This window comes from Shewanella subflava (genome assembly GCF_025971955.1).
Lineage (GTDB): Bacteria > Pseudomonadota > Gammaproteobacteria > Enterobacterales > Shewanellaceae > Shewanella > Shewanella subflava.
Window position 1 is genome coordinate 76,803 of the sequence record NZ_JAPDMX010000023.1, and the last position, 25,708, is coordinate 102,510.

Consider the following 25,708-nt stretch of genomic DNA (forward strand, 5'->3'; position numbering starts at 1 on the left):
ATTTTGTTGATAAATATTATCGCTTTTTATGGTTAGCTTAATCCATTCTCTCATCTCGCATATTAGAGTAAATTCAGTATATAATACCCACATTTAGTGGCTTGCATTGCAGGCTGACAACTTTTGTATACTCTATTTCAGGACAATTCCATGTTTCAGACCACAGCAGAGTTAAGAAGTGCTTTTTTAAAGTATTTTGAAGATAACGGACATCAGGTAGAAGATAGTAGTTCGCTTGTGCCAGCGAACGATCCAACACTGTTATTTACCAATGCGGGTATGAACCAGTTCAAAGATGTGTTCTTGGGCATGGATAAACGAAGCTATACACGTGCAACAACCTCACAACGCTGTGTTCGCGCTGGTGGTAAACATAACGATTTAGACAATGTGGGTTATACCGCCCGTCACCACACTTTTTTTGAAATGCTCGGCAACTTCAGCTTTGGTGATTATTTTAAAGAAGAAGCTATCCGTTTTGCATGGGAATTCTTAACCGTTACCTTAAAATTGCCTACAGAACGTTTATGCGTCACGATTTATGAAACAGATGATGAAGCATTTGAAATCTGGAATAAAAAAATTGGTGTTGCGGCTGAGAACATTATTCGCATCGGCGATAACAAAGGTGCAGCTTTCGCTTCTGATAATTTTTGGCAAATGGGTGATACAGGGCCATGTGGTCCATGTACAGAAGTGTTCTACGATCACGGTGAGCATATCTGGGGTGGCCGTCCTGGCACACCTGAAGAGGATGGCGATCGCTTTATTGAGATCTGGAACATCGTCTTTATGCAATATAACCGTCAAGCTGATGGTGAAATGCTCCCACTGCCAAAACCTTCAGTCGATACAGGTATGGGGATTGAACGTATTGCTGCAATTATGCAAGGCGTCCATTCAAATTATGAAATTGATATTTTTAAAACCCTCATAGCAAAAACAGCTGAAATTATTGGCGTTACCGATTTAGAGAATAAGTCTTTACGTGTTATTGCTGACCATATTCGCTCATGTGCTTTTCTTATCGCGGATGGTGTGATGCCATCGAATGAGGGACGTGGTTATGTTTTACGTCGAATCATTCGCCGCGCAGTACGCCATGGTAATAAGTTAGGTGCGCATCAATCTTTTTTCTACAAACTTGTACCTACACTGATTTCGGTAATGGGGGATGCGGCAAAAGAGCTTGGTAAAATGCAGGCGATTGTCGAAAAAGCCTTAAAAGCTGAAGAAGAGCAATTTGCTCGCACACTTGAGCGTGGATTGCAAATTTTAGATTCAGCGTTAAATGAATTAACCACTAAGACTTTAGATGGCGAAACGGCATTTAAGTTATATGACACCTATGGTTTCCCTGTTGATTTAACTGCAGACGTTTGTCGTGAACGTGATATTCAAGTGGATGAAGCCGGTTTTGAAGCCGCTATGGCTGAACAACGTAAACGTGCACAAGCTGCTGGGAATTTTGGCGCAGATTATAACAGTAACTTGATTATTGATACCGAGACGACTTTCTGTGGTTACGCAGAGCTTGTCGGCAATGCCACCGTAAAAGCACTGTACCTAGATGGCAAAGAGGTTGATCATTTAACTCAAGGCCAAACGGGTGTGGTTGTGTTAAACAACACGCCATTTTATGCAGAATCAGGTGGTCAAGTCGGCGATCAAGGCCAATTAATGGCTGACGGCGTTGTGTTTAAGGTGGCTGATACGCAAAAATTTGGTCCTGCAACTGGACATGAAGGCGAAGTGATATCTGGTGAGCTTAAGGTGGGCCAAGTGCTTACGGCTCAAGTTGATAAAAAATTACGTCATCGTACTGAGCTAAACCATTCTGTGACGCATTTACTGCATGCCGCTTTGCGTCAAGTGTTAGGTGAACATGTGAGTCAAAAAGGCTCGTTAGTTAACCCAGAAAGACTGCGTTTTGACTTCGCGCATTTTGAGGCGGTTAAACCTGCAGAATTAAAAGCCGTTGAAGAATTAGTTAACGTACAAATTCGTCGCAATCATGAACTAAAAACTGCTGAAATGGCTATCGATGAAGCCAAAGAAAAAGGCGCTATGGCGTTATTTGGAGAGAAGTACGACGCGCAGGTACGTGTTGTGACTATGGGCGATTTCTCTATCGAGCTTTGTGGTGGAACACACGTGGGACGTACTGGTGATATTGGCTTGTTCAAGATAACCTCTGAAGGTGGTATCGCTGCAGGTGTTCGTCGTATAGAAGCCGTTACTGGCGCAGCAGCAATGACCTATATAGCAGAACAGCAAGCCCAAATTGAAGAGGCGGCTTCATTACTAAAATCGGACAGCGCTTCGGTCATAGCAAAGCTAAAAGCACAGTTAGATAAAGTGAAGCAGTTAGAAAAAGATTTATCGCAAATGAAAGATAAATTGGCCGCAGCGGCCAGTGCTGATCTCGCTGGTGATGCGATTGAGATTAATGGCATCAAAGTGCTAGTTAAAAAGCTTGAAGGGGTTGATGCGGGTTCATTACGTGGGTTACAAGATGAGCTTAAACAGAAACTAAAATCTGCGGTGATTGTGCTGGGTATTGCAAGCGAAGGTAAGGTTAATTTAATTGCAGGTGTTAGCAATGATTTAACTAAGCAAGTAAAAGCTGGCGAGTTAGTGGCTATGGTTGCGCAGCAGGTTGGCGGTAAAGGCGGTGGACGTCCTGATATGGCTCAAGCCGGTGGTACACAACCTGAAAATCTAGATGCAGCATTAGCGCTTGTGCAACCTTGGTTAGCGCAACGTTTAAACTAATTGTAAAAAATAATCGATTAACGTTACACTTGTTTAGCTTTTGTTGCTGATAATTCAAGCCTTAAAGTGCTTATTCTGCTTTAGGGCTTGAGTGTGTTAAGCACTTTTGGCATAGTAAACAAAGTTTTGTTGCTGGTCTGTTTCACAGCGCGTTTTTCTTTAGCTTAAGTTGGACGAATTGCTTTAAAATATTTATTGTATCTAGCCAGTTTATAAACGGCTCGTTACCAAAATCATTTTTAATGGTGCAGTTCGGTAACTTTTATTTGGTCTTAAGCTAATTGTTACTTTTTGAATTGTGTGCACTTAATCGTCAAACTTCGTACTTGAAGACACTATGACTTTTACTGAGCAGACCTTATAATAAACGCATATTACGGACAAAGCGTGTTATGCAGTGTGAACTAAAGGAGCAACCGAATGCTAATTTTGACTCGCCGTGTCGGCGAAACATTGATGATAGGTGATGAAGTCACTGTCACTGTATTAGGTGTTAAAGGCAACCAAGTACGTATTGGTGTTAACGCACCCAAGGAAGTATCTGTTCACCGTGAAGAGATCTACCAAAGAATTCAATCTGAAAAATCAGATTCATCTGAAGGTGGTAACTTCTAATCGATTATTGATTAGATTTACTAAAATGATTAAGCCAGCTTTAGCTGGCTTTTTTGTTTTCAGCCCCTAAACCACCTACTTCAGTAGGGGGTTATCATCAATTAGACTTTGCCTAAAGGATGTTCAATAGCGGATTAACTCAAGTGATACGTGAGCTTTGCTAGTGGTGCGATACAAGCTTCTAAATCAGGGATGATTTAGTAGAGCCTATAGGGATATATTTACGGCGTCTTGTTAACGCGCGGTAGGAAAGCTCCCCTTTAGGGAGTGATAGCAAAGCCACTTTCTTCAGAAGGTGAATTCTTTACACTCGGATTTCACTGTGGCCATATTCATTATATTTATTCATTCATCAGAACAGAGTTTTCAGGCTTATATGCCGTTTAACTCCACAATGTGATTAAAAACAGTTCAAATGACAATCGGTTTCCTAAAAAGGGTTTGACTTATTTCCGCCAGACAGTAATATGTGCGCCAAGAAAACGGAGAGGTGGCCGAGTGGCCGAAGGCGCTCCCCTGCTAAGGGAGTATGGGCTTTAACTCCCATCGAGGGTTCGAATCCCTCCTTCTCCGCCATTTTGATAAATTTGCGCGTGTAGCTCAGCTGGATAGAGTACCTGGCTACGAACCAGGCGGTCGGAGGTTCGAATCCTCCCACGCGCACCATATTAAAAAACCTGCATTTGATGCAGGTTTTTTTTTTGCTATTTTTAAACATCTTATCTTCATGTCAAAAATTGAGTTTCAGCCTCAGCTGATGAATTTCGCTTTAGCCTGTTGTCTATGATGTATTGTCTTTACCTAACCTCAACTCGGGTTATAGAGTTGGGCTCAATAAGCTGAATTCAACAGATTGAGCTTATCTTGTAGCAAGCTTGTCATTTGTTTTGACAACAAGGCGTATTAACACGTCAGTAGCGGGTCTATTGCCCGTAAATGAAACGAAGTTAGCAAGGTAAAGAGCTGTTTAGTAAGCGTTTATTATCCCAAGCTGAGGTTGCACATTTAACTGATTTGTCGTGAGATGACCGCTTTATTTGATACAACCTCGTTTTTGCCACTTCAGCCCTATTCAATGGCTTGTTTGCCCTTATCAACAATATATCTATCGTTATAAATAACGACTTATTCTAGATTGTTAAATACTCAAAAACTGGGTTTGATTTTTCGATTGTAGAATAAAGACTTATCCTAAAGTCCTGGCTTGTTATCAGGTCTTTTTACCAGTCTATTTCTGAATCCTTATTTATGGTGATTGGTATGACTCATCACCATTTTCTAGCTAAATGTCCCAGCCTGTTCGTTTTTGTTGAGCCATGTAAATTTTTATTCACCTTTGTTGCAGGAAAACTATTTTGTCACTCAAGCCAATATATTAGTGATCTGCGCTTGTTTACATTTGAGTAACAGTTGCTGTTGGTTAAGATTTTTATTATTTAGATGAGAAATGTATAATTAATTGCCAGAAAAAATGAGAATAAATCATTTGTTTTGAATTGTGATAACTATTTTTGGTAAGACCATTTTACAAAAGAATGGTATTCTTGGTATACATTGTTTATATTTTGTAACCTAAATCAGCCTTGAACGGCTTTCACTCTATTTTAGATACCCGAATATTAAGAAATAAAAAATAACTTTTATTGAATATTTATGCTGCTTTTAGCCGGGTTCCAATAAAAGTGCGATTTAACTGACTTTTCAGATAAAAACCATTCAGTAATTTTAATTACGAGGATCTTTTAATGTTTCTCGTTTAATTTCAGTGAGGAAGTATGACATCGATCAGCGATCAATTAGTTGATGCACTTGGCATAATGATAATGGGGATGGGTTTAGTATTCATTTTCTTAAGTGTACTTATCGTCGGCATTGGCATTGTCGCAAAATTGTGTCCAGCACCTGTCGTTGCAAAACCGGATGCATTACCAAGTCCAATCGCCACTAATCGATTAGATCCTAAGTTAGTTGCTGCAATTACTTCAGCTATTCACCAATACCGTGCGTAAGTTTTATTTTTGGGAGTTTTTATGAGCAAGCCGTTAGCCTTAACCGATGTCGCCCTGCGCGATGCCCACCAATCTTTACTTGCAACTCGTTTACGTATTGACGACATGTTACCCATCGCGCCATTACTTGATAAAGTCGGATACTGGTCTTTAGAGTCATGGGGTGGTGCCACTTTTGATTCTTGTATTCGTTATTTAGGCGAAGATCCATGGGATCGTATCCGCGAACTTAAAAAAGCCATGCCAAATACACCACAACAGATGTTACTTCGTGGCCAGAATTTATTAGGCTATCGCCATTATGCTGATGATGTTGTTACCCGCTTTGTTGAGCGAGCGCATACCAATGGTGTAGATGTATTCCGTATTTTTGATGCAATGAACGATGTACGCAACCTCGAAACTGCGGTGAAGGCTGTTAAGCAAGTAGGTGGCCATGCGCAAGGAACGATTTCTTACACCACTAGCCCTGTGCATACCCTAGATACTTGGGTGGATATGGCCAAACGCCTTGAAGACATGGGCGCTGATTCACTATGTATTAAAGATATGGCGGGTTTGCTAAAACCCATGGAAGCGTTTGAACTTATCAGCCGCTTAAAGTCGCAAACTGACTTAATGGTTTCAATGCATTGCCATGCGACAACCGGTTTAAGTACAGCAACCTACCAAAAGGCCATTGAGGCTGGTGTTGATGTGTTAGATACCGCGATATCATCAATGAGCCAAACATACGGTCACAGTGCAACAGAGACGCTTGTTGCCATGGTTGAGGATACAGAACGTGCCACAAACTACGATATGGTGTTGTTAGAAGAGATTGCCGCTTATTTCCGTGAAGTACGTAAAAAATATGTCCGCTTTGAAGGTGCACTAAAGGGGATTGATTCACGCATTTTACGTGCTCAGGTACCTGGCGGCATGTTAACTAACATGGAAAACCAACTAAAAGAACAAGGCGCTGCCGATAAGATGGATGCGGTTCTTGAGGAAATTCCACGTGTTCGCGCAGATTTAGGTTTCTTACCTTTAGTGACTCCCACATCACAAATTGTCGGTTCGCAATCGGTCATTAACGTACTAATGGGCGAGCGTTATAAGTCGATGACGAAAGAAACCGAAGGTGTCTTAAAAGGCGAATATGGTGCAACACCTGCGCCGGTTAATGCAGAATTACAAGCCAGGGTGCTTAATGGCGCCCAAGCGATCACTTGCCGTCCTGCTGATCTTATTGAACCTGAGCTGGATAAGTTACGTGTTGAATTAGCCGGCAAAGCAAAAGAGCTTGGCTTTACACTGGCAGCAGAAACGGATGATGACGTGATGACTTACGCATTGTTCAACCAAATTGGTCTACAGTTTTTGCAAAACCGTGGAAATCCTGATGCATTTGAACCCGTCCCATCAGCGGATGATTTAGTGGTCAAGGCAACTGACAAAGGTCCTGAAACTTACACGGTGAATGTGGAAGGGCAAAGTTTTGTGGTTGAAGTCAGTCAAGGTGGCGATATTACTCAAATCATTCCATCAACTGCGCAATCATCTGCTGTGGCAACGCCATCTGCTGTAGTCTCTGCTGGTGAAGTGAAATCAACAATGCAGGCGCCATTATCAGGTAATATTTTCAAAGTATTAGTCGCCAATGGTCAAGCGGTCAAAGCCGGTGAAGTGCTAATCATTCTTGAAGCAATGAAAATGGAAACTGAAGTGCGAGCCAATGAAGATGGTGTGGTAAGCAACCTTGCGGTTAAGCAAGGTGACAGCGTGACCGTGGGTTCAACATTACTTGATTTGGCGTAAGAGGGCATTATGGAAGGATTAATGGCCTTTTGGGCTGAAACAGGCATTGCACATTTTGAAGCGGGCCAGTTGTTAATGATGGGTGTTGGCTGTTTATTGCTGTATCTCGCCATAGCACGTGGTTTTGAACCATTATTATTATTGCCAATTGGTTTTGGCGCTATTTTAGCCAATATTCCTAACGCAGGTTTTACCGAAGAGGGTGGTTTACTTTGGTATGCGTATCACGTGGGGATTGAAACCGGGATTTTCCCGCTGCTTATTTTCATGGGCGTGGGGGCGTTAACTGATTTTGGTGCATTGATAGCAAATCCAAAAACCTTATTACTGGGTGCAGCTGCGCAATTCGGTATTTTTGCGACCTTATTAGGGGCCATTGCGCTTAACCTAGTGCCAGGTTTTGAATTTACTATGACAGATGCAGCGGCCATTGCGATCATTGGTGGTGCTGATGGACCTACGGCTATCTTCTTGGCCTCAAAGCTTGCTCCTGATCTTTTAGGCGCTATTGCGGTTGCAGCATATTCGTATATGGCATTAGTTCCCTTGATTCAACCGCCTATTATGAAGCTACTGACAACACCCGCTGAACGCAGTATCAAGATGGAACAACTGCGCGAGGTCAGTAAGCGTGAGAAGATCATTTTCCCGCTAATGGTCGTTGGTTTAACCATTCTATTTTTGCCGGCAGCAACGCCTTTAGTGGGCATGTTTTGTTTAGGTAACTTAATGCGAGAGTCAGGCGTGGTAGACCGTCTGTCTAAAACCGCCCAAAATGAGCTTATCAATATTGTGACGATATTTTTAGGCTTGGCTGTTGGCTCGAAATTGTCTGCCGGCGAGTTTTTACGCATCGAAACCTTAGGGATTTTAGTGCTAGGGGCGGTAGCCTTTTCTATTGGTACTGCAGCAGGGGTATTAATGGCTAAGTTAATGTGTAAATTATCTGGTGGTAAAGTTAATCCCCTCATTGGCGCAGCGGGTGTATCGGCAGTGCCAATGGCCGCGCGAGTGGTGAATAAAGTTGGCCTTGAAGCTAATCATCAAAACTTCTTGTTGATGCATGCAATGGGCCCGAATGTGGCAGGCGTATTAGGCAGTGCAGTTGCTGCAGGGGTCTTATTAGCCGTTTTAGGCTAATAGCGGATTTGTCGATACAACCATAAAATGATATTTACGACCATAAATTGATATTTTATCCAACCATAACTTGATATTGCCTCTTTTTTGACCATACTTGAGTAAGTTTACTACATATGGTGAAAGAGGCAATATTAATGGATACATATTTATTCTCTCCAGAAAATGTAAAAGAAGCGCTTGAAAGTGCTTTTTATGAACCTGCCAGAAGTTTAACTAAGTCCCGTGGGAAAAATATACACAGATATGCAAGTACTAAGATGGGACAAAGGATTTCTGTTGAATCTACACTTGAGTTCGATGCCTGCTTTCATTTTGACTTTGATAAAAGTATCAAAAGGTTTTGTTCTCAACCGATTAGATACAATTATCATTTAGATGAAAAAAAGCGAAGCTATGTGCCAGATTTTCTCGCGGAGTTTAATGATGGAGATTTTGTCCTCTTTGAGGTGAAGACTAATTCAGCTGCTTACTCCAAAGGATTTCAACGCGAATTTCAAGCAAAAAAGTATGCTGCTGAACAACTTGGGATTCCGTTGGTGTTACTGAAGGAGTCAGAAATCAGAGATGCTCAACTTCTTAAGAATCTTAAGCTTCTTCATCGTTATGCATCACGAGATGATTTAACTTACTATCAACAAGCCATTCTTTCTATTCTAAGTGATTTTGGTTCTCAAAATGTAGAGTCGTTAATACATAAAACCGGCATGAATCGTGTGAACATAATGCCTATGGTATGTGACCTTTTAGCTAGGTGTCTCCTTGACGCTGACTTGGCGATGCCATTAACCAATCAGACTGTATTAAATTATGCCTAAAACATCTATAGCTCGGTTCAATCCTAAAAACTCAGAATCGTGCTCAAAAGATGATGCCTTTGATTTATCTCAAGAAATAAACGAAGAAATCGGTGGTAGAACTTACAAAGATTTTACGGCGTTTAGTGATGAGATTTCAGATGAAGCAAGATTTAGATTAAAGCTATTAATGTTGGTACATCGAAGATGTGAAAATATTACTGCCAAATCAATTGAGCCACTTAGAGTTGAATTGCAAAGGGAATGTGACAGAAAAATTCCAAGTGCAATCACGATTTATCGTTGGTGGCTTATATTCAAAAAATCAAATTATGATTCAGTTTCTTTAGCACCAAATATTAAGAAGCGGGGCAATCGAGATATTAAAGTACCAGCGATTGTTTCAGAGTTTATGGATCAAGCTATTGACGCTGTTATTTCAGCGAAACAGATCAACATTGTTGCTGCATTGCGTAGAGTCAGGAAAAAAATCCGAGTATATAACTTATCTCACGAAACAAGTTTAAAATATCCCAACTATGAATCGATCCGTAAGCGTGTTCATAAGATTACTCCTTTTGAAAAGCTTGTTGCGCTGAAGGGAGAGCGAGTGGCGAAACGTGAGTTTCGTCGAATGGGCAAGAAAATTTTAACTTCTTATGTAATGGAGCGAGTTGAAATAGATCACACTGTGCTTGATCTTTTTGCTGTTCATGATGTTAGTGGAGCTCCTATTGGACGTCCATATTTAACTCAACTAGTTGATTGTTATAGTAAAGCTGTGGTGGGATTTTATTTGGGTTTTGAACCACCAAGTTACGTATCTGTTGCATTAGCATTGAAAAATACCATTTTACCAAAAGACGAGTTACTTTCTCGATTTCCTGAGGTAAAAAATGAATGGCTTTGTTACGGTATTCCAGACTTGGTGGTAACAGATAACGGAAAAGAGTTTCTCTCAGATGGGTTTGCAAAGGCTTGTGAAAGTTTACTTATTAACATTCATCAAAATAAAGTTGAAACCCCTGATAACAAAGCTTCTGTTGAACGTCAATTTGGTACTAGTAATACATCCTTACTTGATGACCTTCCAGGGAAAGCTTTTAGTAGTTACTTGAAACGCGAAGGTTATGATTCAGTTAGTGAAGCATCGTTAACAATTACGGATATAACAAGAATTTATTTGATTTGGTTAATTGATATTTATCATAAAAAGTCGAACACACGAGGAACAAACTGTCCGAATGTAGCTTGGAGACGAGGCTGCAAAATGTGGGAACCGAACGAATTTAAAGGTACGCCACAGGAGCTTGATTTTAGATTTGCTAAGTTAGATATAAAAACACTCCGAAAAGAGGGTATCACTGTTTGCACAGGACTCACATACAGCAGTGAGAGACTTGCTGAGTATCGAGGTAAAAAAGGCGACCATAAAGTGAACTTGAAATATAACCCTGAAAATATGGGGGTTATTTGGGTTCAAGATGAAGATAATGAAGAATATTTTGAAGTACCTGCTATAGAGTACGAATATGCTTGTAAGGTATCTTATTGGCAACATAAGAAAAACCTTGAAATTAAAGCGAAACTTAATCGATTTGAATATAATATAAATGATGAAATTGATGCCGAATTAACGATAGATAAAATTGTCGATGATTCCATCCTTAAAAAGAAAACAGCCCTCAGAAGTAAACGACGTGGAGCTCGCTACCAAGAGAATTCGGCTCGAGCCAAATCGGTACAAAAAGCTGAAGTAGCTCCACCCAATAAGGATCGAGGCATCAACAATACGGATAATATTGATAGCTCAGACTGGGATGTTGATTATGTTTAGCTGGGGATAAGTTATGGAACATGATGATTATATTCGTGCTCAAAAAGCGAGAAAAGCTTTCATTTCTACGCCTATTGTTACACAAATTTTAGAGCTTATAGAGCGTTGTCGAGAATACTCTGATCGCGATTCTGAGCCATCATGCATGATGGTCTACGGGGCATCTGGTGTTGGAAAAACATCAATAATAAAAAAGTATTTAAAAAATAATCCAGGTGATTCTACGCCAACTGGTGACGTACTTCCTGTTTGGTATATAGAGCTTCCAGAAAACGCTAAACCTGTTGACGCTGCCAGAGAAATGCTGCTTGCAATTAATGACCCTTTAGCTTTATATGAAACCGATATCGCATTATTGACCCATAGAATAATACAGCTGGTTAAAGACTTAAAAGTTGAGCTCATAATCATCGACGAATTCCAACATTTGGTGGAAAAAACATCTAACAAGATATTAGCTCGGGTAGGTGATTGGTTGAAGATGCTCATCAATAAATCTAAATGTCCTATTATTTTGTTTGGAATGCCATATTCTAAAGTGGTTTTAGATGCAAATACTCAACTCAATGGGAGATTTCCAATTCAGTTTCATCTAAGACCTTTTAGTTATCTAAATGAAAAGGCTATTTTTGAAGGTTTTCTTAAAAGGCTTGATGAAGCGTTACCATTTAATAAACGCTCAGGCTTGGACACTGCATTAATGCAGAAAAAGCTTTATGCGTTTTCTCAAGGGAATATGCGTTCATTGAGAAATCTGATTTATCATGCTTCAGTTCATGCTATTGAGAATAATGAAGATTGCCTCACAGAAGTTGATTTTCTTTATGCTTCAGAGCTATCTTCAGGAGATAAGTCATCGACTTGGAAAAATCCATTTAAAACATCAGTTACGAAAGATATGCTAGCTGACCCCTCTAACACTATTGGTTGGGAAGATTATTTTAGGAATAACCGAAATAGAAAAGCCAAAGTCCATTCTGACTTAACTATCTAATACTTAAGCTATTCTGGTTGATGAAGAACTCTAAATACTCAAGGTCTTTTAATGCTTTTTCCTTGTTATACAAATCGTAATAAACAACTGATCATTCTAGGTTGTGAAAATACCTGATAACTGCGTTATATTTTTTGATTGTAGAATAACTACTTATCAAAAAAATCTGCCTTGTTATCACGCATTTTCCTACGCTATTTCTGGCCACTTATTTACTGTGATCAATGGTATCAGTAGCTACTATCGGCCTATTCGGCCGTATTCCAACCTAGAACACCAGCGACGTTGGGTCCCATATTATTAGCGGCCTATGCGGCCGAGCACGCACAATGCTCGTTGAAAAGCTTTTCGTATAAATTATTAGCGGCCTATGCGGCCGAGCACATTGAGATCCCATCAAAATTACTTTTGAATTCATTATTAGCGGCCTATGCGGCCGAGCACCGGTATCTGTCTTTGCTAAGACCTCAAGCACAATTATTAGCGGCCTATGCGGCCGAGCACTATAACGGACACTACTTAAACGCTTGATTTTTAGCTTAGTTTGTTGAAATAGGTTTTACAACCCTTTGTTCATAAATACTTGCCTTTTCAATAAATTTCAATGGGTTAAGATGGTATAAAAAATAAAGGTTAAGTTAAACGAAAGGAACGCTTTGATACGAGTTATCAAAATTCGCAAGACCATAACTACTGAAGACCCCAGAGCCTTCTATTTTGTCACGTTGATACATCTGAATATTGATTCGGAATTCATTGTCATTACTTTGGCTGTGCTTTTGAATTACATGGTAGTGAGCAATCGAAACACTTGTGTTTGAATCGTATTTCTTAGGATCAAAATGTTCACCTCGGGACAGAGCCCTTCTTTCAAGTCTTCTCAATCTTTTTGCCGTTGCGGAAGGTGTAAATTTGTCAACATAGCAAGAGCGTTTAAACGAAGCATAATGACAGTTATGAGGCACAGTTTGAAGCTCAGAAATACTGAAATAATTCATTTCTTGCATCTGTAAAAAATACTGCTGAGTAAGCAGTTGGGTAAGAATTTCTTTTGAGGTGCTAACAAAAGATATTTTTCTACCAATGGTTTGCTCTTCCCAACAAGGAAAAGATACACCAATTTTTCTTGTATTATGCCGATAATTAAATCCATGCAAAATTTTGAGGCAGCGTGCAACTAATAACTCGTTATTTCTTTTCTCAGGTAAAAAAGTAACGGTTTTAAAATACCATTGCATAATTAACTTCCTTTTTGCTGAAAAAGTCCACCTTTGATCAAATTTGCAATAACAAAATGTAAATCGTTGATGATCTCATCTGTTAGGTCTTCTTCACTATTTAGCATTTCTATAAATTCATCCGATCGTTTGAGTAATGAGAAGAAGTCTTTACCTGTTTCTGGCGCGCGATAACATACTGTATTTTGCTTATCGACACCATAATGGCCCACCCTGATCATTTTTTCCGCATTCGGGTACCAATTATCGATCATTGCAATAGCAGCACCTGTTTTGAAACAGCCAAAAATTGGAGAAATCTGATTATCAATTTCAGTGGATTGATATTGGCGATTCTTTTCACCCTTTGTTGACTCTTTAAAAACTTGGCTAGGACGAATAGGGGCGCATGTTGGAAATTGCATGGTGGCTTTAACTTCTAAAACGCAAAGTTCGTTTGATGTCGTCAGTGTATTGATAACCAGTTGTACTAGCTCATTCCAGAGCATATTGTCTCTATAATTGCTGGGGTCAGGGTAATTTTTTCTCAGTTCTTCAAAAACTAACGTGGTATCCTCCCAAGGCCAGGGTGAGATTTCGATGGTAGTTGAATAAGCTCTTGAAGGGTTCTCCCATAACCAACTCGCATTACAAATATTGATCAAGTAACGATTCACGAGCTCTTTTAAGCCGATTTTCTTATGGTATAGAAAGAACAATTTAGAGAGTTGCTGCTTCACCAGATTATCTGAGCACTTTAATGGCTCAAGTAACTTTGGAAGAAAAGATACAGAAAAGCAGCATTCAAGTGCTTTTGCTCCATAAGGTACGTTGCAGAAATCAATTTCATGGATGTTACCTTCAGCGAGTTGTTCAGCTTTTATTGTGGTATCAATATCGCCATTTTCTTTATAAGCAGAACGAATCCCTTCCTTCATGCCATTTATCTTTCGGCTATGAATCTTTAATGGTGATTTACTGCCATCCGGCCAAACTACTAAAAATATAACATCAGATGGGTCAATTGATGCTTGATACGCTAGGTGTATAGGCAGTTGCATATTTACTCCTTGTTAGTAGACTTGGGCCGGATTGCTCATATTTGTATTGCCAAAAAATATTATCTAAATTGGATTTATCACTAAGTGATACGACTTTGAGTAATGCTAAGATGTTTTCGGAAAATGCATGTTTGTAGCCCTTCAAAGATAGTTGCTTTTCTTTGGGGGATTCAAGTAGGTGATATCCGATTGTATTTAGGAACAACCTTTTATCTTTTTTTAGTTCTTCAAATATGTCGTTAATATTTTCTAGCTTTTTCTTATCGTGAAGTAAGAGCCAGTTACCTTTGGTTTGTTCTATGGCGTCAATGGCAGATTTTGCAGACGAGTATGTTTTTATGGTTTCAATTTTATTGTTCGGGATTTTCACTGAGCCTCTAGCCAGTGTTTTAGGCATAATTTTAAAAAGTGTCGTGCTAGGTATATTTAGATAAGTCTTGCACTTGATCAAAACACTCACTTCTAAATCACATTGCCATTCGTCCTGTATTGCAGGGGGAGAAATGTTTACATTATTTTTGAGAATTGATTCTTTACTAAGGCCGCGTTTGTGTAAACTAATTGAGTGGATACAGATAGCAAAACTATCAACTTTATATTCTGAGTTAAATTCTGATAACTTGCGCTCAAAAGCATGAATAAACCCAAAAAAAGCCATCATAGAGGGCATCCCTATGCTATAGGGGGTATTTAATGCTGATGCCGCCCTGACATTCAGACATGGTAATAGTAAATATTGACCATTTGATGAGTTGTCGAATGTTAAATGCCTTAGTGTACTATCAATCATGAGTTGATTAAAAATATGCATAAACAGTTTCGTCAACTTATCGTCATATGCAAGATTTGCAGAAAATGGAGACGACGCCAGTTCAAAGTTGAGTTCTTCAGCTAACTGAGATGCAGATTTTTTATCTGAATTTACTTGGTCCAACCAAATGCCTAATGCGGATTTAATATCATCAATAACAATATTTAGTTGTTGCTTGAAATCCTTTTTAGTCAGAAGCCATTGCTTACTTTCGACATACAGGCTAAGAGATTTAAATACTGACTTAGTTAACCAATAGGGAGCCGCTTTTACGTAATGGGGGCGACTCTTATCAATCTTTGGGAGGCTTTTTATCATTTTAAAAGCTCCACCGCACGTCATCGCTATACATCCCATATTGGTAGCTCTATCAAACCAAGTTTTAGCTGTTAGCCGGTATTGAGATTCAAGAGCTTGATATACATGGCTTTGAAGTGATTGGGATGCTACTGGAGATAACGTTACATATGAATTAGTGTCGTCAGGAAAGACGATTTGTTTTAAATAGTTAAACTTCAATTCAACTTCAATTACTTGATTTGGTATTTTAGATAAGTAGTTTGCTGTTTGTGTTTGTCTCTTTTTAGTGCATCCTAATTTTTTCAAGTTTGCCCAAAGAGGGTGATTAACGTCTTTAAGTATGAGTGCCAAGCAGGTTTGTTGGCCATTCCATATAAATTCGCTAGTTAAGAATACTGCACGGTTTACATTGTTAGAATTTTTAGAATAACTCCAATCAATTTGTGGGAGATTACTAGATGAGAGGGCAAAAGGAGGTAGTTCACCGATAGGGATAGCCCTTATTACTCCAGTGGTGCGAATATCAGGAAACTTGACATTATGGCTTTGGCGATTTGATGCTGTCTCAAGACAATCTGACCACCATTTCTCATCTCTTAATTTAGCTTTGCATGTATCGGGGTTAAGCAAATTTTTATGTAGATTAACTTTGTCAGTTAGATTGATAAGAATTGTTAATGCTGTTTGTGGATCTGCTGAAATGTCTATAGCAGATGATAGAGGGCGAAAAGCCTTTCTTAGTGTCTTGGAAAGATCATCTGTATTACTTTCAATAATTTCTTTTAGTGTAGTCATTACCACCTCGAGATATAATGAGATCTATTACACTCAGGTGTTTGAAATTCAGACAACCAGAGACAATAAACATCGCCTAGATTAAAAATGTAACTACTTACATTTAAGGGTACTTTATTGTTGATTCGACAGTTTGGTGTGAGCAGTTTTTGCTGAACCATTGATGCAATTTGATCGATTGAACAATTGAGCAGCAAGCAAGCATCTAATGCATTGATTCTTAGTTCAGCCAATAACCCCAAGTCTTCCCAGAGATGTTTTTCAAGATAATCAAAAAGCTGTTTTAAAATGAAGTTTGACTTTAAATCCCTACTAGGGAGATTGATTGAGCTATAAAACAAAGAACCTAGTAGATCTTTTAGTCTCAATTGATTCCTTTCAACAACAGCGTAATCAAGATTAAATTGAATGCGTTCATCGATAATTGCGTCAAATGATTGAGGCCAATGATGCCAAAATAGTAATAAGCTTTTGACATCATTGGCCTCTGTAATATTTTGCCACCAGTACAATATTCCCCAACGATGACTAGCAGGTACACTCGGTAGAGGCGGAACATCGTTTCCAGCTAACCAGGATGCAATAGCAATTTTGTCTTCATCTCCTTTACTTTTATCCAAAGCTAATGGTTTACCACAGTCTATACAAATGCCAGATAATCCTGCTTTTCTATAATCATAAATCGTTCCGCAAGGGCATTCATGTATAAGCTTAATTTTGTGTTTATGGCAATAGTCGTAACCTGACAAATGCCATAAGTAATTTGCGTATCCATGCTCAGACAAGCATAGAGGGCAGCATGGTATTTGCTTTGTACGTAAAATATATCTGGGGAAAACTTCAGAGCCTCTGATTAGTGCTGAAGAGTCGGGCGAAAATTTTATAGATGAGCGATTTATCGCTAAACCTAAAAGCTCTGATGGTTCATTAAAAGTCAGCTGACTTAATTTCAAAAGGCTATGGGTACGAGCAGTGGAATGATTTTTTGACGAACAAGGATTGATTAAGGTGATATCTGTGGGAAAAGTGCTAAACATACGGTGGTTTATTTCTTGTAAAAACTTTTTTGTAGCCAACAGAAACCGGTGAATGTCACGGTATCCATTTTTGTTGGCTACGCGTATAAAAAAGCTTTCAAGGGTTTCATCGTTAAATGGCTTTGGTCTTTGCAAAAACATGAATGAACCTTCAGTCCTTTTGCTAGCGAGGCGAACGTTTATAACCAATTAATTCTCACTGAACACGCATCTTAAGGTTGATTGTGTATATTGATACTTTCAGCATAGTAGCCCTTCTAATCTATTGCACTTTTTATCTAAATTAAGCCTAAATCAATAGCTTCATCCTTGAACTTACCGACAATATTAATCATCTTCTCGTAAGTATCAGACAGGGCGTTGCTACTAGAACCTTGGGCAATTTCATGAGATAGATTAAATGATTCATTGTCTAAATTTAGTGAAATTGTCGACTCCAAACGATTTCAACGCGAATTTCAAGCAAAAAAGTATGCTGCTGAACAACTTGGGATTCCGTTAGTGCTACTGAAGGAGTCAGAAATCAGAGATGCTCAACTTCTTAAGAATCTTAAGCTTCTTCATCGTTATGCATCACGAGATGATTTAACTTACTATCAACAAGCCATTCTTTCTATGCTAAGTGATTTTGGTTCTCAAAATGTAGAGTCGTTAATACATAAAACCGGCATGAATCTGTGAACATAATGCCTATGGTATGTAACCTTTTAGCTAGGTGTCTCCTTGACGCTGGCTTGGCGATGCCATTAACATATCTTCAGGTTTATGCAGATAATAACCTTGGGCATAATCTACCCCTATCTCTATTAATTTTTCTAAAATTTGTTTATTTTCAACAAACTCTGCAATGGTCTTTAACCCCATTAAGTGGCCTACTTCATTCATACTTTTAACCATTGCATAGGATACTTCATCGTTTGCGATTCCTTTAACAAAAGAACCATCAATTTTTAGATAATTAATAGGCATATTTTTTAGATAAGTAAAGGAAGATAAACCTGAGCCAAAATCATCTAGAGAGAATTTAAAACCGACTTTTTTTAGTCTACGTAACAATTTCATACATACGTCAAAATTATGAATAGCAGCGGTTTCAGTAATTTCAAACGTGATATTGCTCGCTTTTATTTTATGTTTTTTCCTAAGCATTTCGACAAAATCAGCCAAAGAGTCATCCATCAGAGATTGACCCGATAGATTGATAGAATAACTTGTTTTTGGGTGAGCTAGCTTGAAGGCCGTTTCTAATACCCAGCGGTCAATCAAGGGCATTAAATCATAGCGTTCAGCCGGAGGGATAAACGCATCTGGAAGTGTAATGGTGCCATCTGCATTTTTAAGCCTGATCAGCAATTCAAAATGTTCTTCAGATGTTGAACTGTTAGTTGGCTGAATCTTTTGCCCATATAATACGAATTCATTGTTCGAAATAGCACTTTTGATTTTCGGCAACCACTGTATTTGATCGATGCGAACTTGATATTCAGCCTTTGAAGCATTGCAAACATGAATACGATTACGCCCTTCATTTTTTGCTAATTGACAAGCATTTTCAGCAGCTATCACTATTTCTTTAAATTTATCAATCTTGCCATCAATCACAGAAATACCTGCAGATATTCCAACTTCGTAAGGCTTATCATCATTGATGAAAATCAGCTCGTTAATTGTGCTACGAATATTTTCAACAAGTAACTCAGCATTCTTTAATGGGCAATTTTCTAATAAAATAGCAAACTCATCGCCTCCTATCCTTGCGACCAAATCCCGGCCTCTAATTTTGTCTTTTAATATTTGTGCAATACGTTTTAGCAGCTCATCTCCTGCAGTATGGCCTGCAGTATCATTAATTATTTTGAATCTATCCAAATCGATAAATACAACAACACTCTTAATTTTATTACTTATTGATTTTTTGATAAGGTGTTCGAGACGCGATTCAAATGCTTGTCTGTTTGAAAGTGATGTCAAGTAATCGTAACTAGCCTGGCGTCTTAATTGATCTTCAAGGTGATATTGCTTGGTAATGTTTTCAATAATAATAAGCCAACCATTAAACATGGTTCTTATTTTAATATTCAGCACATGTTTTTCAGTTTTTATGTAGGTGATATCTTTGCCAGCGCTCTTATTTGATTGGATAAACTTATGGTATCCATCGGCCAATTCAGAAATGTGTATAAACGCGTCAGCATAGTTAAGGTCGATAAGTTTTGACGGTGCTGTATTGTTAAACCCGAGTAAAGTCACAGCTTCTGCATTAATCATCCCTATTTCACCGTCTACTGATAGGGTAATGATGCCAAAGGGAGCATTACCTATAATACCAATTAGGTATTTTCTTAAATGCACACTTTCATCGAAGGTATTCATTGACAATTTATCATCACAATGGTGGCATCATCATCAACTAACGCATGGTTATTAAAAATATACTCAGCGGTCGATTGTGCACTACTCATTCGTTCAAATATCTGTTGGCTATCTACTTTAATGATGCCATCTGTATGCATGAACATTGAAAAGTTTTTTGGACGTTCGAAATTATTCACATAGATTTTTTCTGGTACGGATAAACCAAGGCTGCCATTTTGTATAGGTATGGAGTGATTGGAGCAATTAACTGATGCAGATACGTTACCGAGCAATAGCGTTTCTATTTTTTGTGATGTAATACGTACTAAAGCTAGTTCAATGCCACGCGACTCATTGTTTTTTAGCAAAAAATCATGTCCAATTTCAATGAGTTGTTCAAAAGGCAATTTATAATTGTGCCCAAGGAAAGTGAGTAGTATTTTAGTGCTTTTAGCTGCCTTGCTTCCTTTTCCTGCGGCATCTAACACGGCAACAAATACTTTATCCCCTCCATATTTAGCTATTAAATATCCATCACCATTTGAACTTTCACCTTCAGCAGGAAAACTAACCACTCCAATATCAATATCATTTTGGCAAACCGGAAGATATTTTTTAAGGGTTATGCTAGTGCTTTTAGGTCCTGTATCAATTATCATTTCATCGCAAGACCGTTTAGCCGCACCTAATCCTAGCCCCAAACTTTTTGTAGGGAAAGTGCTATAACCATCGGTCATTGCAAGTTCAAGATTAGGAATTCCGCTACCATGATCTTGAATATTAATCTCAATACCCATGCGATTATCGGTCAATTTAACTTCAGCAACACCACTAGTTGCATAGCGAATCACATTAGTCGCAATTTCGGAGCATGCTGAGGCAATGAGGCTAGACTCAAATGGCGATAATCCTAACTCTAGTGAGATATGTCTAACCAAGTTGATTAAAATCATAATATCGCTTTCGGTATCTATATATACATATTCAGGCAACATATTAACCCCATGTTTATAAATGGTATTTATGGAATTATAAACCAACGATTAGGTAATTACTTGACCATGCCTGAGCAAATATTATAAATTACTTTTTTTCCATTGAGTAACCTTTCATTTCCATAGAAAGCTTCAGTGCCGACTTTAAATTATGCGTGACAATACAGCCATCCATATTCACCCCTGCGGCCACCATGGTTGTTGCCAACTTAGATTTTATACCGCAAAAAATAGGTGTAACGCCTACCAATCTTAATACTCCACCCAATCTAAGCATGTATCCAGCTACAGCAGAATCAATCGACTCAACATTGAACAAATCGATAATAACAATATCGGTTTGTTTATCATCAGCTATATCTGTCAATTTGTCACAAACTGACTGCATCCTAACAGAGTCTATCGTCCCAAAAAGACCAGTATATAGACAAAAATCGGTTATCTCTGACACAACAATCGGTACTTCCCCGCCAATTTGCTTTCTGCTTAATGCGACTTTATCTGGTGCCATTATATGTTCCTTTTTTGCAGCACTTACTTCTAATTAATGCTAGTTCAATATTATTAACTTGTCTAAAAAATGTTATTTTCTAATGGCTGAAGACTGTATATGCTTCGGGCGGGAATAATTTAAAGTTCGATCCCTCCCTGAGACGCAGTTTGCTGATTACGTTCAGAGGGATCCCCTCATAAATCGCCAAGTGCCTAGCTATATTGATGTAACTGTTTAAGGAGCAACGCACCAGCCGCAAGCAACTCTTGTGGGCAAATAGGGTAATCAGGCCTTCGCATGACCTCCATACCTAAACGCACTGTCGATAAGACATTTATTGTTCGTATTGGCTTGAAAGTGCCGGTCTCAACCTTGTTGTATTGCGTGCAATCCTGCTAGCCAAAAAATAAGCTGTAACATCAGTGCGGTTAATAAATATAATACAGTTAGTTACATTTAATGGTTATATCTATACAGGATTAACACACCAAGAATTAGTTAAATTAATCACTTACTTATTAAGTGGTTTTGCCTCAAGAATATTGTTAAAAATATTTACTCTTCTCAGCTCATTGACCTTGCGCTTGAAAAAATAGGTACTAGACTTTAGTGGTAAGTTAAAAATAACAACTAAACTTTAGTTTAGGTTGATATTGCACTAAAGGACTAGTTTGAGGTGTTGGTGTTCAACATCATAAACAGCAAAATGGCTATTTTTGTGGTCATAATCATATATTAGTATCTGTGTTTACCTTTCCTTTGCTGATTTAAATTTATTTATTGATTTAAGGGAGAATAGTTATGAAATTTTTTTATTTAGCTCTACTGATGTTATTTTCAGCCCATGCTACTGCGCATTCACATAGTCCGACCGGATTCAAACATCATTACGTTTACAAAGATGTCAATACCTATTCATTTACCGTTGAAAATGATAGCCGTTATGCTGCTGGTTTCAAAGTTTATACCTATGACTATGATAGAAAAACAAACAAACAAACCAATGAAAAATACATTGGAACCATTCCGCCAATTAAAGCACATGAAAATGTGAGTTTTCTAATTGATTTTACCGTATTACCAAGTACTCATATAGTAAAAACAATGTGTACTGTTTTAGATTTAGACGTTCCTTTTAAAACTAAAGTGTGTTCAGTAATAGAAATGGAGCGTCGATGAAAACAATTCTAATTATATTGGTGTGTTTATTCATGACATCAAATACTTATGCTACGCCTCGTTTTGATATCCGAAACCCTAATGGTTCAGATAAAGTACGTGCTGCAGATGGCAGTTCTTGTGAACAAGCAGTTAATAGCACAACCAGTTTTGTTATGGGTATATACGGAACTGATAATGACTTCAATAATTATTCATATGAACAAGATTGGCTCTTGAGTCGTGGGAATCTGTCTAATGGAGGTGATAAAGGCATATATGCAGGTATTCAAATTCAACTTGGCACCCCTAAACGAGTCGATTGTAATAGATTATTTGACATAGAAATAGCCAGAAAAAATTTGGAGCTAAAACAAATGGAGCAACAACACTTAGTGGAAATGCAGGCTCTACGCGCTGAACTTGAACGTGTAAAAAATTTAGGCCAAATTCACTTTAAACAATAAATTATTTTGGAGATATTTAAATGAAAAAAGTTACTTTAATCCCCATATTTGTTGGAGTTTTCATCTGTTTTACCTCTGCTCATTCAGCAACAGCGGATGGATCGTTTGATGCAACTATCACAAACGTATGTGGAATTACCATGAATGATGCCTCAGGTGTGATCGGATTAGATGACACTCTTTCTGGTGATGGTGTCCAATTAACGGCTTATGATAATTTTGATGCGACAACAACACTTAATCTTGGGGCTGTTACTACTCTTGATTCTGTTTTAACTAATTTATTTTCTACGACGGGTTTAGATTCTGGTGATACAATTGCCTATACCTTGACTGGTGCAGGGAGAGTAGACGGTTATTTAACTTCTACTGATTTTTCGACCGGTGGTACCGTTATTAATAAAAACGAACCTTTAGATGTTGAAGTAACAATTCCTTTCAGTAATCAAGAGATCCCATATGGTGATATAAATATAACCACTACATTTGTAGTTATTTGTGGTAGTTAAAATTTAGGAAATTGACAGATGCAATATATATATCGCATGTATCTTCACTCATACTGAAATCAAGCACCCAGTGCATCCAGATATGTCTTGATGAATTTGATGCATTTTTTTAATATTAAACTAAGCTTAATGCCGTTGGTGGGATTAGCTCCTTGCTAATTGAATCTCTCAGTTTTTCTAATTTTTGCCTATCAGCTAAAGCTAGATGGGCATTTTTTACTCGTTAAAAGTTTCCCTAGATGCAACTGATGAAGAACAAGTTAGTTGTCTCCAGATCTCAGGTTAAATTAAAATTCATTAAGGCTAATTTATGAATCGTCATCAACCCAATTTTTTGAATTTAAACGAACTCCCCAAAGAGTTGGAGTTATGCTGGGGGGTGATTAATGAACGCTTTGATTTAATAAAATTGAGCGAGTCACTTTATAAATTAATTAATAAGCCTATAGCGAGCATTTTAAAGCAACACTTGTCACGCAGCTTTTCTAGTTTAGATGTTGCTAAAATTGATCTCGAAAATCGTCATTCTTCTCAATACTTAAACTTTATTGATGATTTCGGTCAAGGATATAAAGTAACAATTTGCCCGATAAAGGAGAGTGATCAACATTGGGTAATATTACTATCCCCCATTAATTTAGATGATAAATGGTTGATGGAGCTTCATCCAGATTACAATCATGCATTACAGTCTAGTGATGAGTGGTTACAGCAAATAGAGGCGGTGTTGAGTGCTAAACCTGGTGAAGTTATCCAAACTTCCGTTCAACAAGCAGCTATATTGACTCAAAGCGATATTAGTTATGTACATGTCTTGGGTAGGAAAAAAGGAGAGGTACGGCTTACAGCGTGGAGCAATAATGCACATAAACATGTGACAATTAAACCGAATCAAACGTATTCAGCTAATGAAGGTGTCTGGGGGGAAGTAATTAAAACAGGTAAAGCCGTTATTCAAAATGAGCCCATGGTTGAGATTGATGGTAAGAAGGCGTTACAAGGTTATTTTCCTTTTAAGCGTCACTTATGTGTTCCGATATTTTATAGAGGAAATTTTGTCGGGTTAATTGGGGTGGCAAACAGAGATAAGCCTTTTACTGTTATTGACGCCAAATCTTTAACCGTTTATGCCACTATTATGTGGCATACAGTTGAGGTGCTTCGAACCTTAAAGCGGATGGATAAACAGTCGCAACTTATTAAAGCTCAACAAGAAAAAATGAGCCATATTTTAGCTCAGCTTGTTGGAGCTATGTCAGAAGCTTTAGAATTAAAAGACGCCTATACAGCAAGACATCAAAGGTCTGTTGCTCAATTAAGTTGCGAAATTGGCGAAAAAATGGGATTGGATGAAGATTGCTTAATAGGTCTCAAATTGGGGGCTCTCATCCATGATATAGGTAAACTAGCTATTCCTAGCCAGATTTTATCTAAACCATCAAAATTGTCCGAAATTGAGTTCGCATTAGTGAAACAACACCCTGTACAAGGTGGGTTAATTGTTGACGAAGTTGAATTTCCTTGGCCAATTCAGCAAATGATAAGACAGCATCATGAGCGATTAGATGGTAGTGGTTACCCTGATGGATTAACCTCTGATGAGATTATCTTAGAAGCGAAAATTATTGCGGTAGCGGATGTTGCGGATTCGGTTCTTAGTCATCGGCCCTACAGAGCTGCATTAGGAATGGATGCTTTAACATCGATATTATTAGCGGGTCGTGATATTGAATTTGATGCCGAAGTGGTTGATTACTGTTTAGACATATTATCTACTGATGAAATTAAAACTGAAAAATGTCTGGCTGCTCTACCATTGCAGCCTGTAGTTTTTTTTGAAGAATATTACACGTTAGAACATGCTGAAAGCTTATTTAAAAAAGCAAAAATGGACGTAGGTATTGTGTTATCAGAAAAAAGCCGCTTACCAATTGGTGTAATAGACAAACATATTATGGCTTTCTGGCACAGTCCTTTTCTTAATACTGCTGCAGAACGTTTGGTTGATCGCAATTTACTTAACAAGCGTGTTCATCAGGTGATGGAACACAAGTTTCAATGTGTAGCTGAAGATACCACTTTAAATGATGCAAAAGTTATTTTGGATAAAACCGAGCAAAGTTTTTTAGTGGTGCAGAATGCAAATAATAAAGTCTGTGGAATTGTCACTTGGCAGATACTAGCTAATGCTTTATCTATACAGCCAGAATGCATATAAAGTGTTCTGAAATTTGGGTAATCACTTTTTAACATACAATAGTTCGCTCCATTTATGTGCAGTGAGTTTAAAGAGCTTTTTGACTTTCCCAATGAACATCTGCATTTGCCAAATCTTGGAGTTCAACAAACAGTTAGCAGAAGCGCATTCTCATAAAACAAAAAAACACAAGCCGCTTGTCGCTAATGAGAGTTCAGAGTTATTTATTCAGATTAGCATTTTATCTTGAGTGTTTGTGTCGTTATAGCTTGTTTTGTATGAAACTTTCTTAGATAAAAATTATACTAAAAAAAGCAATTTCACAAAATTATCAATTTATGGTTGT

At 38.2% G+C, this 25,708-nt stretch carries 20 protein-coding genes, 2 tRNA genes and 1 pseudogene; 15 read left to right on the top strand and 8 right to left on the bottom strand.

Annotation, left to right across the window (positions count from 1 at the left end):
- Positions 1-150: 150 nt before the first annotated feature.
- From alaS to OHT75_RS09040, 10 genes are all read left to right on the top strand, one after another.
- The gene (gene alaS, locus OHT75_RS08995; protein WP_264726152.1) at positions 151-2,775 is read left to right on the top strand and encodes an alanine--tRNA ligase; all 2,625 of its coding nucleotides are present in this window, start codon (positions 151-153) and stop codon (positions 2,773-2,775) included.
- Positions 2,776-3,195: 420 nt separating this feature from the next.
- Positions 3,196-3,390: a carbon storage regulator CsrA gene (gene csrA, locus OHT75_RS09000; RefSeq protein WP_188840632.1), complete on the top strand. Its 195-nt coding sequence runs from the start codon at positions 3,196-3,198 to the stop codon at positions 3,388-3,390.
- 484 nt (positions 3,391-3,874) lie between these two features.
- A tRNA-Ser gene (locus tag OHT75_RS09005) sits at positions 3,875-3,966 on the top strand.
- Positions 3,967-3,979: 13 nt separating this feature from the next.
- Positions 3,980-4,056: transfer RNA gene (locus OHT75_RS09010), tRNA-Arg, on the top strand.
- Positions 4,057-5,165: 1,109 nt separating this feature from the next.
- Positions 5,166-5,399, top strand: coding sequence for an OadG family protein (locus OHT75_RS09015; protein ID WP_264726153.1), 234 nt, complete (start codon positions 5,166-5,168; stop codon positions 5,397-5,399).
- A gap of 21 nt (positions 5,400-5,420) precedes the next feature.
- The gene (gene oadA, locus OHT75_RS09020) at positions 5,421-7,199 is read left to right on the top strand and encodes a sodium-extruding oxaloacetate decarboxylase subunit alpha (protein ID WP_264726154.1); all 1,779 of its coding nucleotides are present in this window, start codon (positions 5,421-5,423) and stop codon (positions 7,197-7,199) included.
- 9 nt (positions 7,200-7,208) lie between these two features.
- Positions 7,209-8,339: a sodium ion-translocating decarboxylase subunit beta gene (locus tag OHT75_RS09025; RefSeq protein ID WP_264726155.1), complete on the top strand. Its 1,131-nt coding sequence runs from the start codon at positions 7,209-7,211 to the stop codon at positions 8,337-8,339.
- 137 nt (positions 8,340-8,476) lie between these two features.
- Positions 8,477-9,157 carry a TnsA endonuclease N-terminal domain-containing protein gene (locus tag OHT75_RS09030; protein WP_264726156.1) on the top strand — a complete coding sequence of 227 codons (681 nt, stop codon included), beginning with the start codon at positions 8,477-8,479 and terminating at the stop codon, positions 9,155-9,157.
- Positions 9,150-10,973: a transposase family protein gene (locus tag OHT75_RS09035; protein WP_264726157.1), complete on the top strand. Its 1,824-nt coding sequence runs from the start codon at positions 9,150-9,152 to the stop codon at positions 10,971-10,973. The genes OHT75_RS09030 and OHT75_RS09035 overlap by 8 nt, the downstream gene beginning before the upstream one ends.
- 13 nt (positions 10,974-10,986) lie before the next feature.
- Entirely contained in the window at positions 10,987-11,967 is a 981-nt protein-coding gene (locus OHT75_RS09040) for a TniB family NTP-binding protein (protein ID WP_264726158.1), read from the top strand.
- A gap of 638 nt (positions 11,968-12,605) precedes the next feature.
- Here the strand turns inward: OHT75_RS09040 and cas6f are convergent.
- Genes cas6f through OHT75_RS09060 form a run of 4 tightly spaced genes read right to left on the bottom strand, consistent with a single transcriptional unit; the run spans position 12,606 to position 17,329 of the window.
- Complete coding sequence (gene cas6f, locus OHT75_RS09045) at positions 12,606-13,205, bottom strand: type I-F CRISPR-associated endoribonuclease Cas6/Csy4 (protein ID WP_264726159.1); 600 nt, start codon at positions 13,203-13,205, stop codon at positions 12,606-12,608.
- 2 nt (positions 13,206-13,207) lie between these two features.
- The gene (gene csy3 / locus OHT75_RS09050) at positions 13,208-14,245 is read right to left on the bottom strand and encodes a type I-F CRISPR-associated protein Csy3 (RefSeq protein ID WP_264726160.1); all 1,038 of its coding nucleotides are present in this window, start codon (positions 14,243-14,245) and stop codon (positions 13,208-13,210) included.
- On the bottom strand, positions 14,205-16,151 hold the full coding sequence (locus tag OHT75_RS09055) for a type I-F CRISPR-associated protein Csy2 (RefSeq protein WP_264726161.1): 1,947 nt from the start codon (positions 16,149-16,151) through the stop codon (positions 14,205-14,207). The genes csy3 and OHT75_RS09055 overlap by 41 nt, the downstream gene beginning before the upstream one ends.
- Positions 16,151-17,329 (bottom strand): TniQ family protein, encoded by a 1,179-nt coding sequence (locus OHT75_RS09060; protein WP_264726162.1) that lies wholly within the window; start codon positions 17,327-17,329, stop codon positions 16,151-16,153. The genes OHT75_RS09055 and OHT75_RS09060 overlap by 1 nt, the downstream gene beginning before the upstream one ends.
- A 267-nt stretch (positions 17,330-17,596) precedes the next feature.
- Between OHT75_RS09060 and OHT75_RS09065 the strand changes: the two genes are divergently transcribed.
- Positions 17,597-17,869, top strand: coding sequence for a hypothetical protein (locus OHT75_RS09065; protein ID WP_264726163.1), 273 nt, complete (start codon positions 17,597-17,599; stop codon positions 17,867-17,869).
- Between the two features lie 30 nt (positions 17,870-17,899).
- Here the strand turns inward: OHT75_RS09065 and OHT75_RS09070 are convergent, their stop codons facing one another.
- The 4 genes and pseudogenes from OHT75_RS09070 to OHT75_RS09085 all read right to left on the bottom strand — a co-directional run.
- Entirely contained in the window at positions 17,900-19,561 is a 1,662-nt protein-coding gene (locus OHT75_RS09070) for a putative bifunctional diguanylate cyclase/phosphodiesterase (RefSeq protein ID WP_264726164.1), read from the bottom strand.
- Complete coding sequence (locus OHT75_RS09075; protein WP_264726165.1) at positions 19,558-20,538, bottom strand: ATP-binding protein; 981 nt, start codon at positions 20,536-20,538, stop codon at positions 19,558-19,560. Before OHT75_RS09075 ends, OHT75_RS09070 begins: the two co-directional genes overlap by 4 nt.
- A gap of 88 nt (positions 20,539-20,626) precedes the next feature.
- Positions 20,627-21,049: an STAS domain-containing protein gene (locus tag OHT75_RS09080; RefSeq protein WP_264726166.1), complete on the bottom strand. Its 423-nt coding sequence runs from the start codon at positions 21,047-21,049 to the stop codon at positions 20,627-20,629.
- A gap of 194 nt (positions 21,050-21,243) precedes the next feature.
- Positions 21,244-21,472, bottom strand: a pseudogene (locus tag OHT75_RS09085) (IS4 family transposase); the annotation flags it as partial.
- 360 nt (positions 21,473-21,832) lie between these two features.
- Here OHT75_RS09085 and OHT75_RS09090 point away from each other — a divergent pair.
- The 4 genes from OHT75_RS09090 (at position 21,833) to OHT75_RS09105 (ending at position 25,383) form a co-directional block, all read left to right on the top strand.
- Positions 21,833-22,210, top strand: a complete 378-nt coding sequence (locus OHT75_RS09090; RefSeq protein WP_264726167.1) for a hypothetical protein — start codon at positions 21,833-21,835, stop codon at positions 22,208-22,210.
- On the top strand, positions 22,207-22,656 hold the full coding sequence (locus OHT75_RS09095; protein WP_264726168.1) for a hypothetical protein: 450 nt from the start codon (positions 22,207-22,209) through the stop codon (positions 22,654-22,656). Before OHT75_RS09090 ends, OHT75_RS09095 begins: the two co-directional genes overlap by 4 nt.
- A 20-nt stretch (positions 22,657-22,676) precedes the next feature.
- Entirely contained in the window at positions 22,677-23,165 is a 489-nt protein-coding gene (locus OHT75_RS09100; RefSeq protein ID WP_264726169.1) for a hypothetical protein, read from the top strand.
- A 310-nt stretch (positions 23,166-23,475) separates the two neighbouring features.
- Positions 23,476-25,383 carry an HD domain-containing phosphohydrolase gene (locus tag OHT75_RS09105; RefSeq protein ID WP_264726170.1) on the top strand — a complete coding sequence of 636 codons (1,908 nt, stop codon included), beginning with the start codon at positions 23,476-23,478 and terminating at the stop codon, positions 25,381-25,383.
- The last annotated feature ends 325 nt before the right edge of the window (positions 25,384-25,708 follow it).

Excerpts from the sequence above, each read along its gene's own strand:
- alaS (WP_264726152.1), top strand. The coding sequence starts at position 151 with ATGTTTCAGACCACAGCAGAGTTAAGAAGTGCTTTTTTAAAGTATTTT.
- csrA (WP_188840632.1), top strand. The coding sequence starts at position 3,196 with ATGCTAATTTTGACTCGCCGTGTCGGCGAAACATTGATGATAGGTGAT.
- OHT75_RS09015 (WP_264726153.1), top strand. The coding sequence starts at position 5,166 with ATGACATCGATCAGCGATCAATTAGTTGATGCACTTGGCATAATGATA.
- oadA (WP_264726154.1), top strand. The coding sequence starts at position 5,421 with ATGAGCAAGCCGTTAGCCTTAACCGATGTCGCCCTGCGCGATGCCCAC.
- OHT75_RS09025 (WP_264726155.1), top strand. The coding sequence starts at position 7,209 with ATGGAAGGATTAATGGCCTTTTGGGCTGAAACAGGCATTGCACATTTT.
- OHT75_RS09030 (WP_264726156.1), top strand. The coding sequence starts at position 8,477 with ATGGATACATATTTATTCTCTCCAGAAAATGTAAAAGAAGCGCTTGAA.
- OHT75_RS09035 (WP_264726157.1), top strand. The coding sequence starts at position 9,150 with ATGCCTAAAACATCTATAGCTCGGTTCAATCCTAAAAACTCAGAATCG.
- OHT75_RS09040 (WP_264726158.1), top strand. The coding sequence starts at position 10,987 with ATGGAACATGATGATTATATTCGTGCTCAAAAAGCGAGAAAAGCTTTC.
- cas6f (WP_264726159.1), bottom strand. The coding sequence starts at position 13,205 with ATGCAATGGTATTTTAAAACCGTTACTTTTTTACCTGAGAAAAGAAAT.
- csy3 (WP_264726160.1), bottom strand. The coding sequence starts at position 14,245 with ATGCAACTGCCTATACACCTAGCGTATCAAGCATCAATTGACCCATCT.
- OHT75_RS09055 (WP_264726161.1), bottom strand. The coding sequence starts at position 16,151 with ATGACTACACTAAAAGAAATTATTGAAAGTAATACAGATGATCTTTCC.
- OHT75_RS09060 (WP_264726162.1), bottom strand. The coding sequence starts at position 17,329 with ATGTTTTTGCAAAGACCAAAGCCATTTAACGATGAAACCCTTGAAAGC.
- OHT75_RS09070 (WP_264726164.1), bottom strand. The coding sequence starts at position 19,561 with ATGAATACCTTCGATGAAAGTGTGCATTTAAGAAAATACCTAATTGGT.
- OHT75_RS09075 (WP_264726165.1), bottom strand. The coding sequence starts at position 20,538 with ATGTTGCCTGAATATGTATATATAGATACCGAAAGCGATATTATGATT.
- OHT75_RS09080 (WP_264726166.1), bottom strand. The coding sequence starts at position 21,049 with ATGGCACCAGATAAAGTCGCATTAAGCAGAAAGCAAATTGGCGGGGAA.
- OHT75_RS09090 (WP_264726167.1), top strand. The coding sequence starts at position 21,833 with ATGAAATTTTTTTATTTAGCTCTACTGATGTTATTTTCAGCCCATGCT.
- OHT75_RS09095 (WP_264726168.1), top strand. The coding sequence starts at position 22,207 with ATGAAAACAATTCTAATTATATTGGTGTGTTTATTCATGACATCAAAT.
- OHT75_RS09100 (WP_264726169.1), top strand. The coding sequence starts at position 22,677 with ATGAAAAAAGTTACTTTAATCCCCATATTTGTTGGAGTTTTCATCTGT.
- OHT75_RS09105 (WP_264726170.1), top strand. The coding sequence starts at position 23,476 with ATGAATCGTCATCAACCCAATTTTTTGAATTTAAACGAACTCCCCAAA.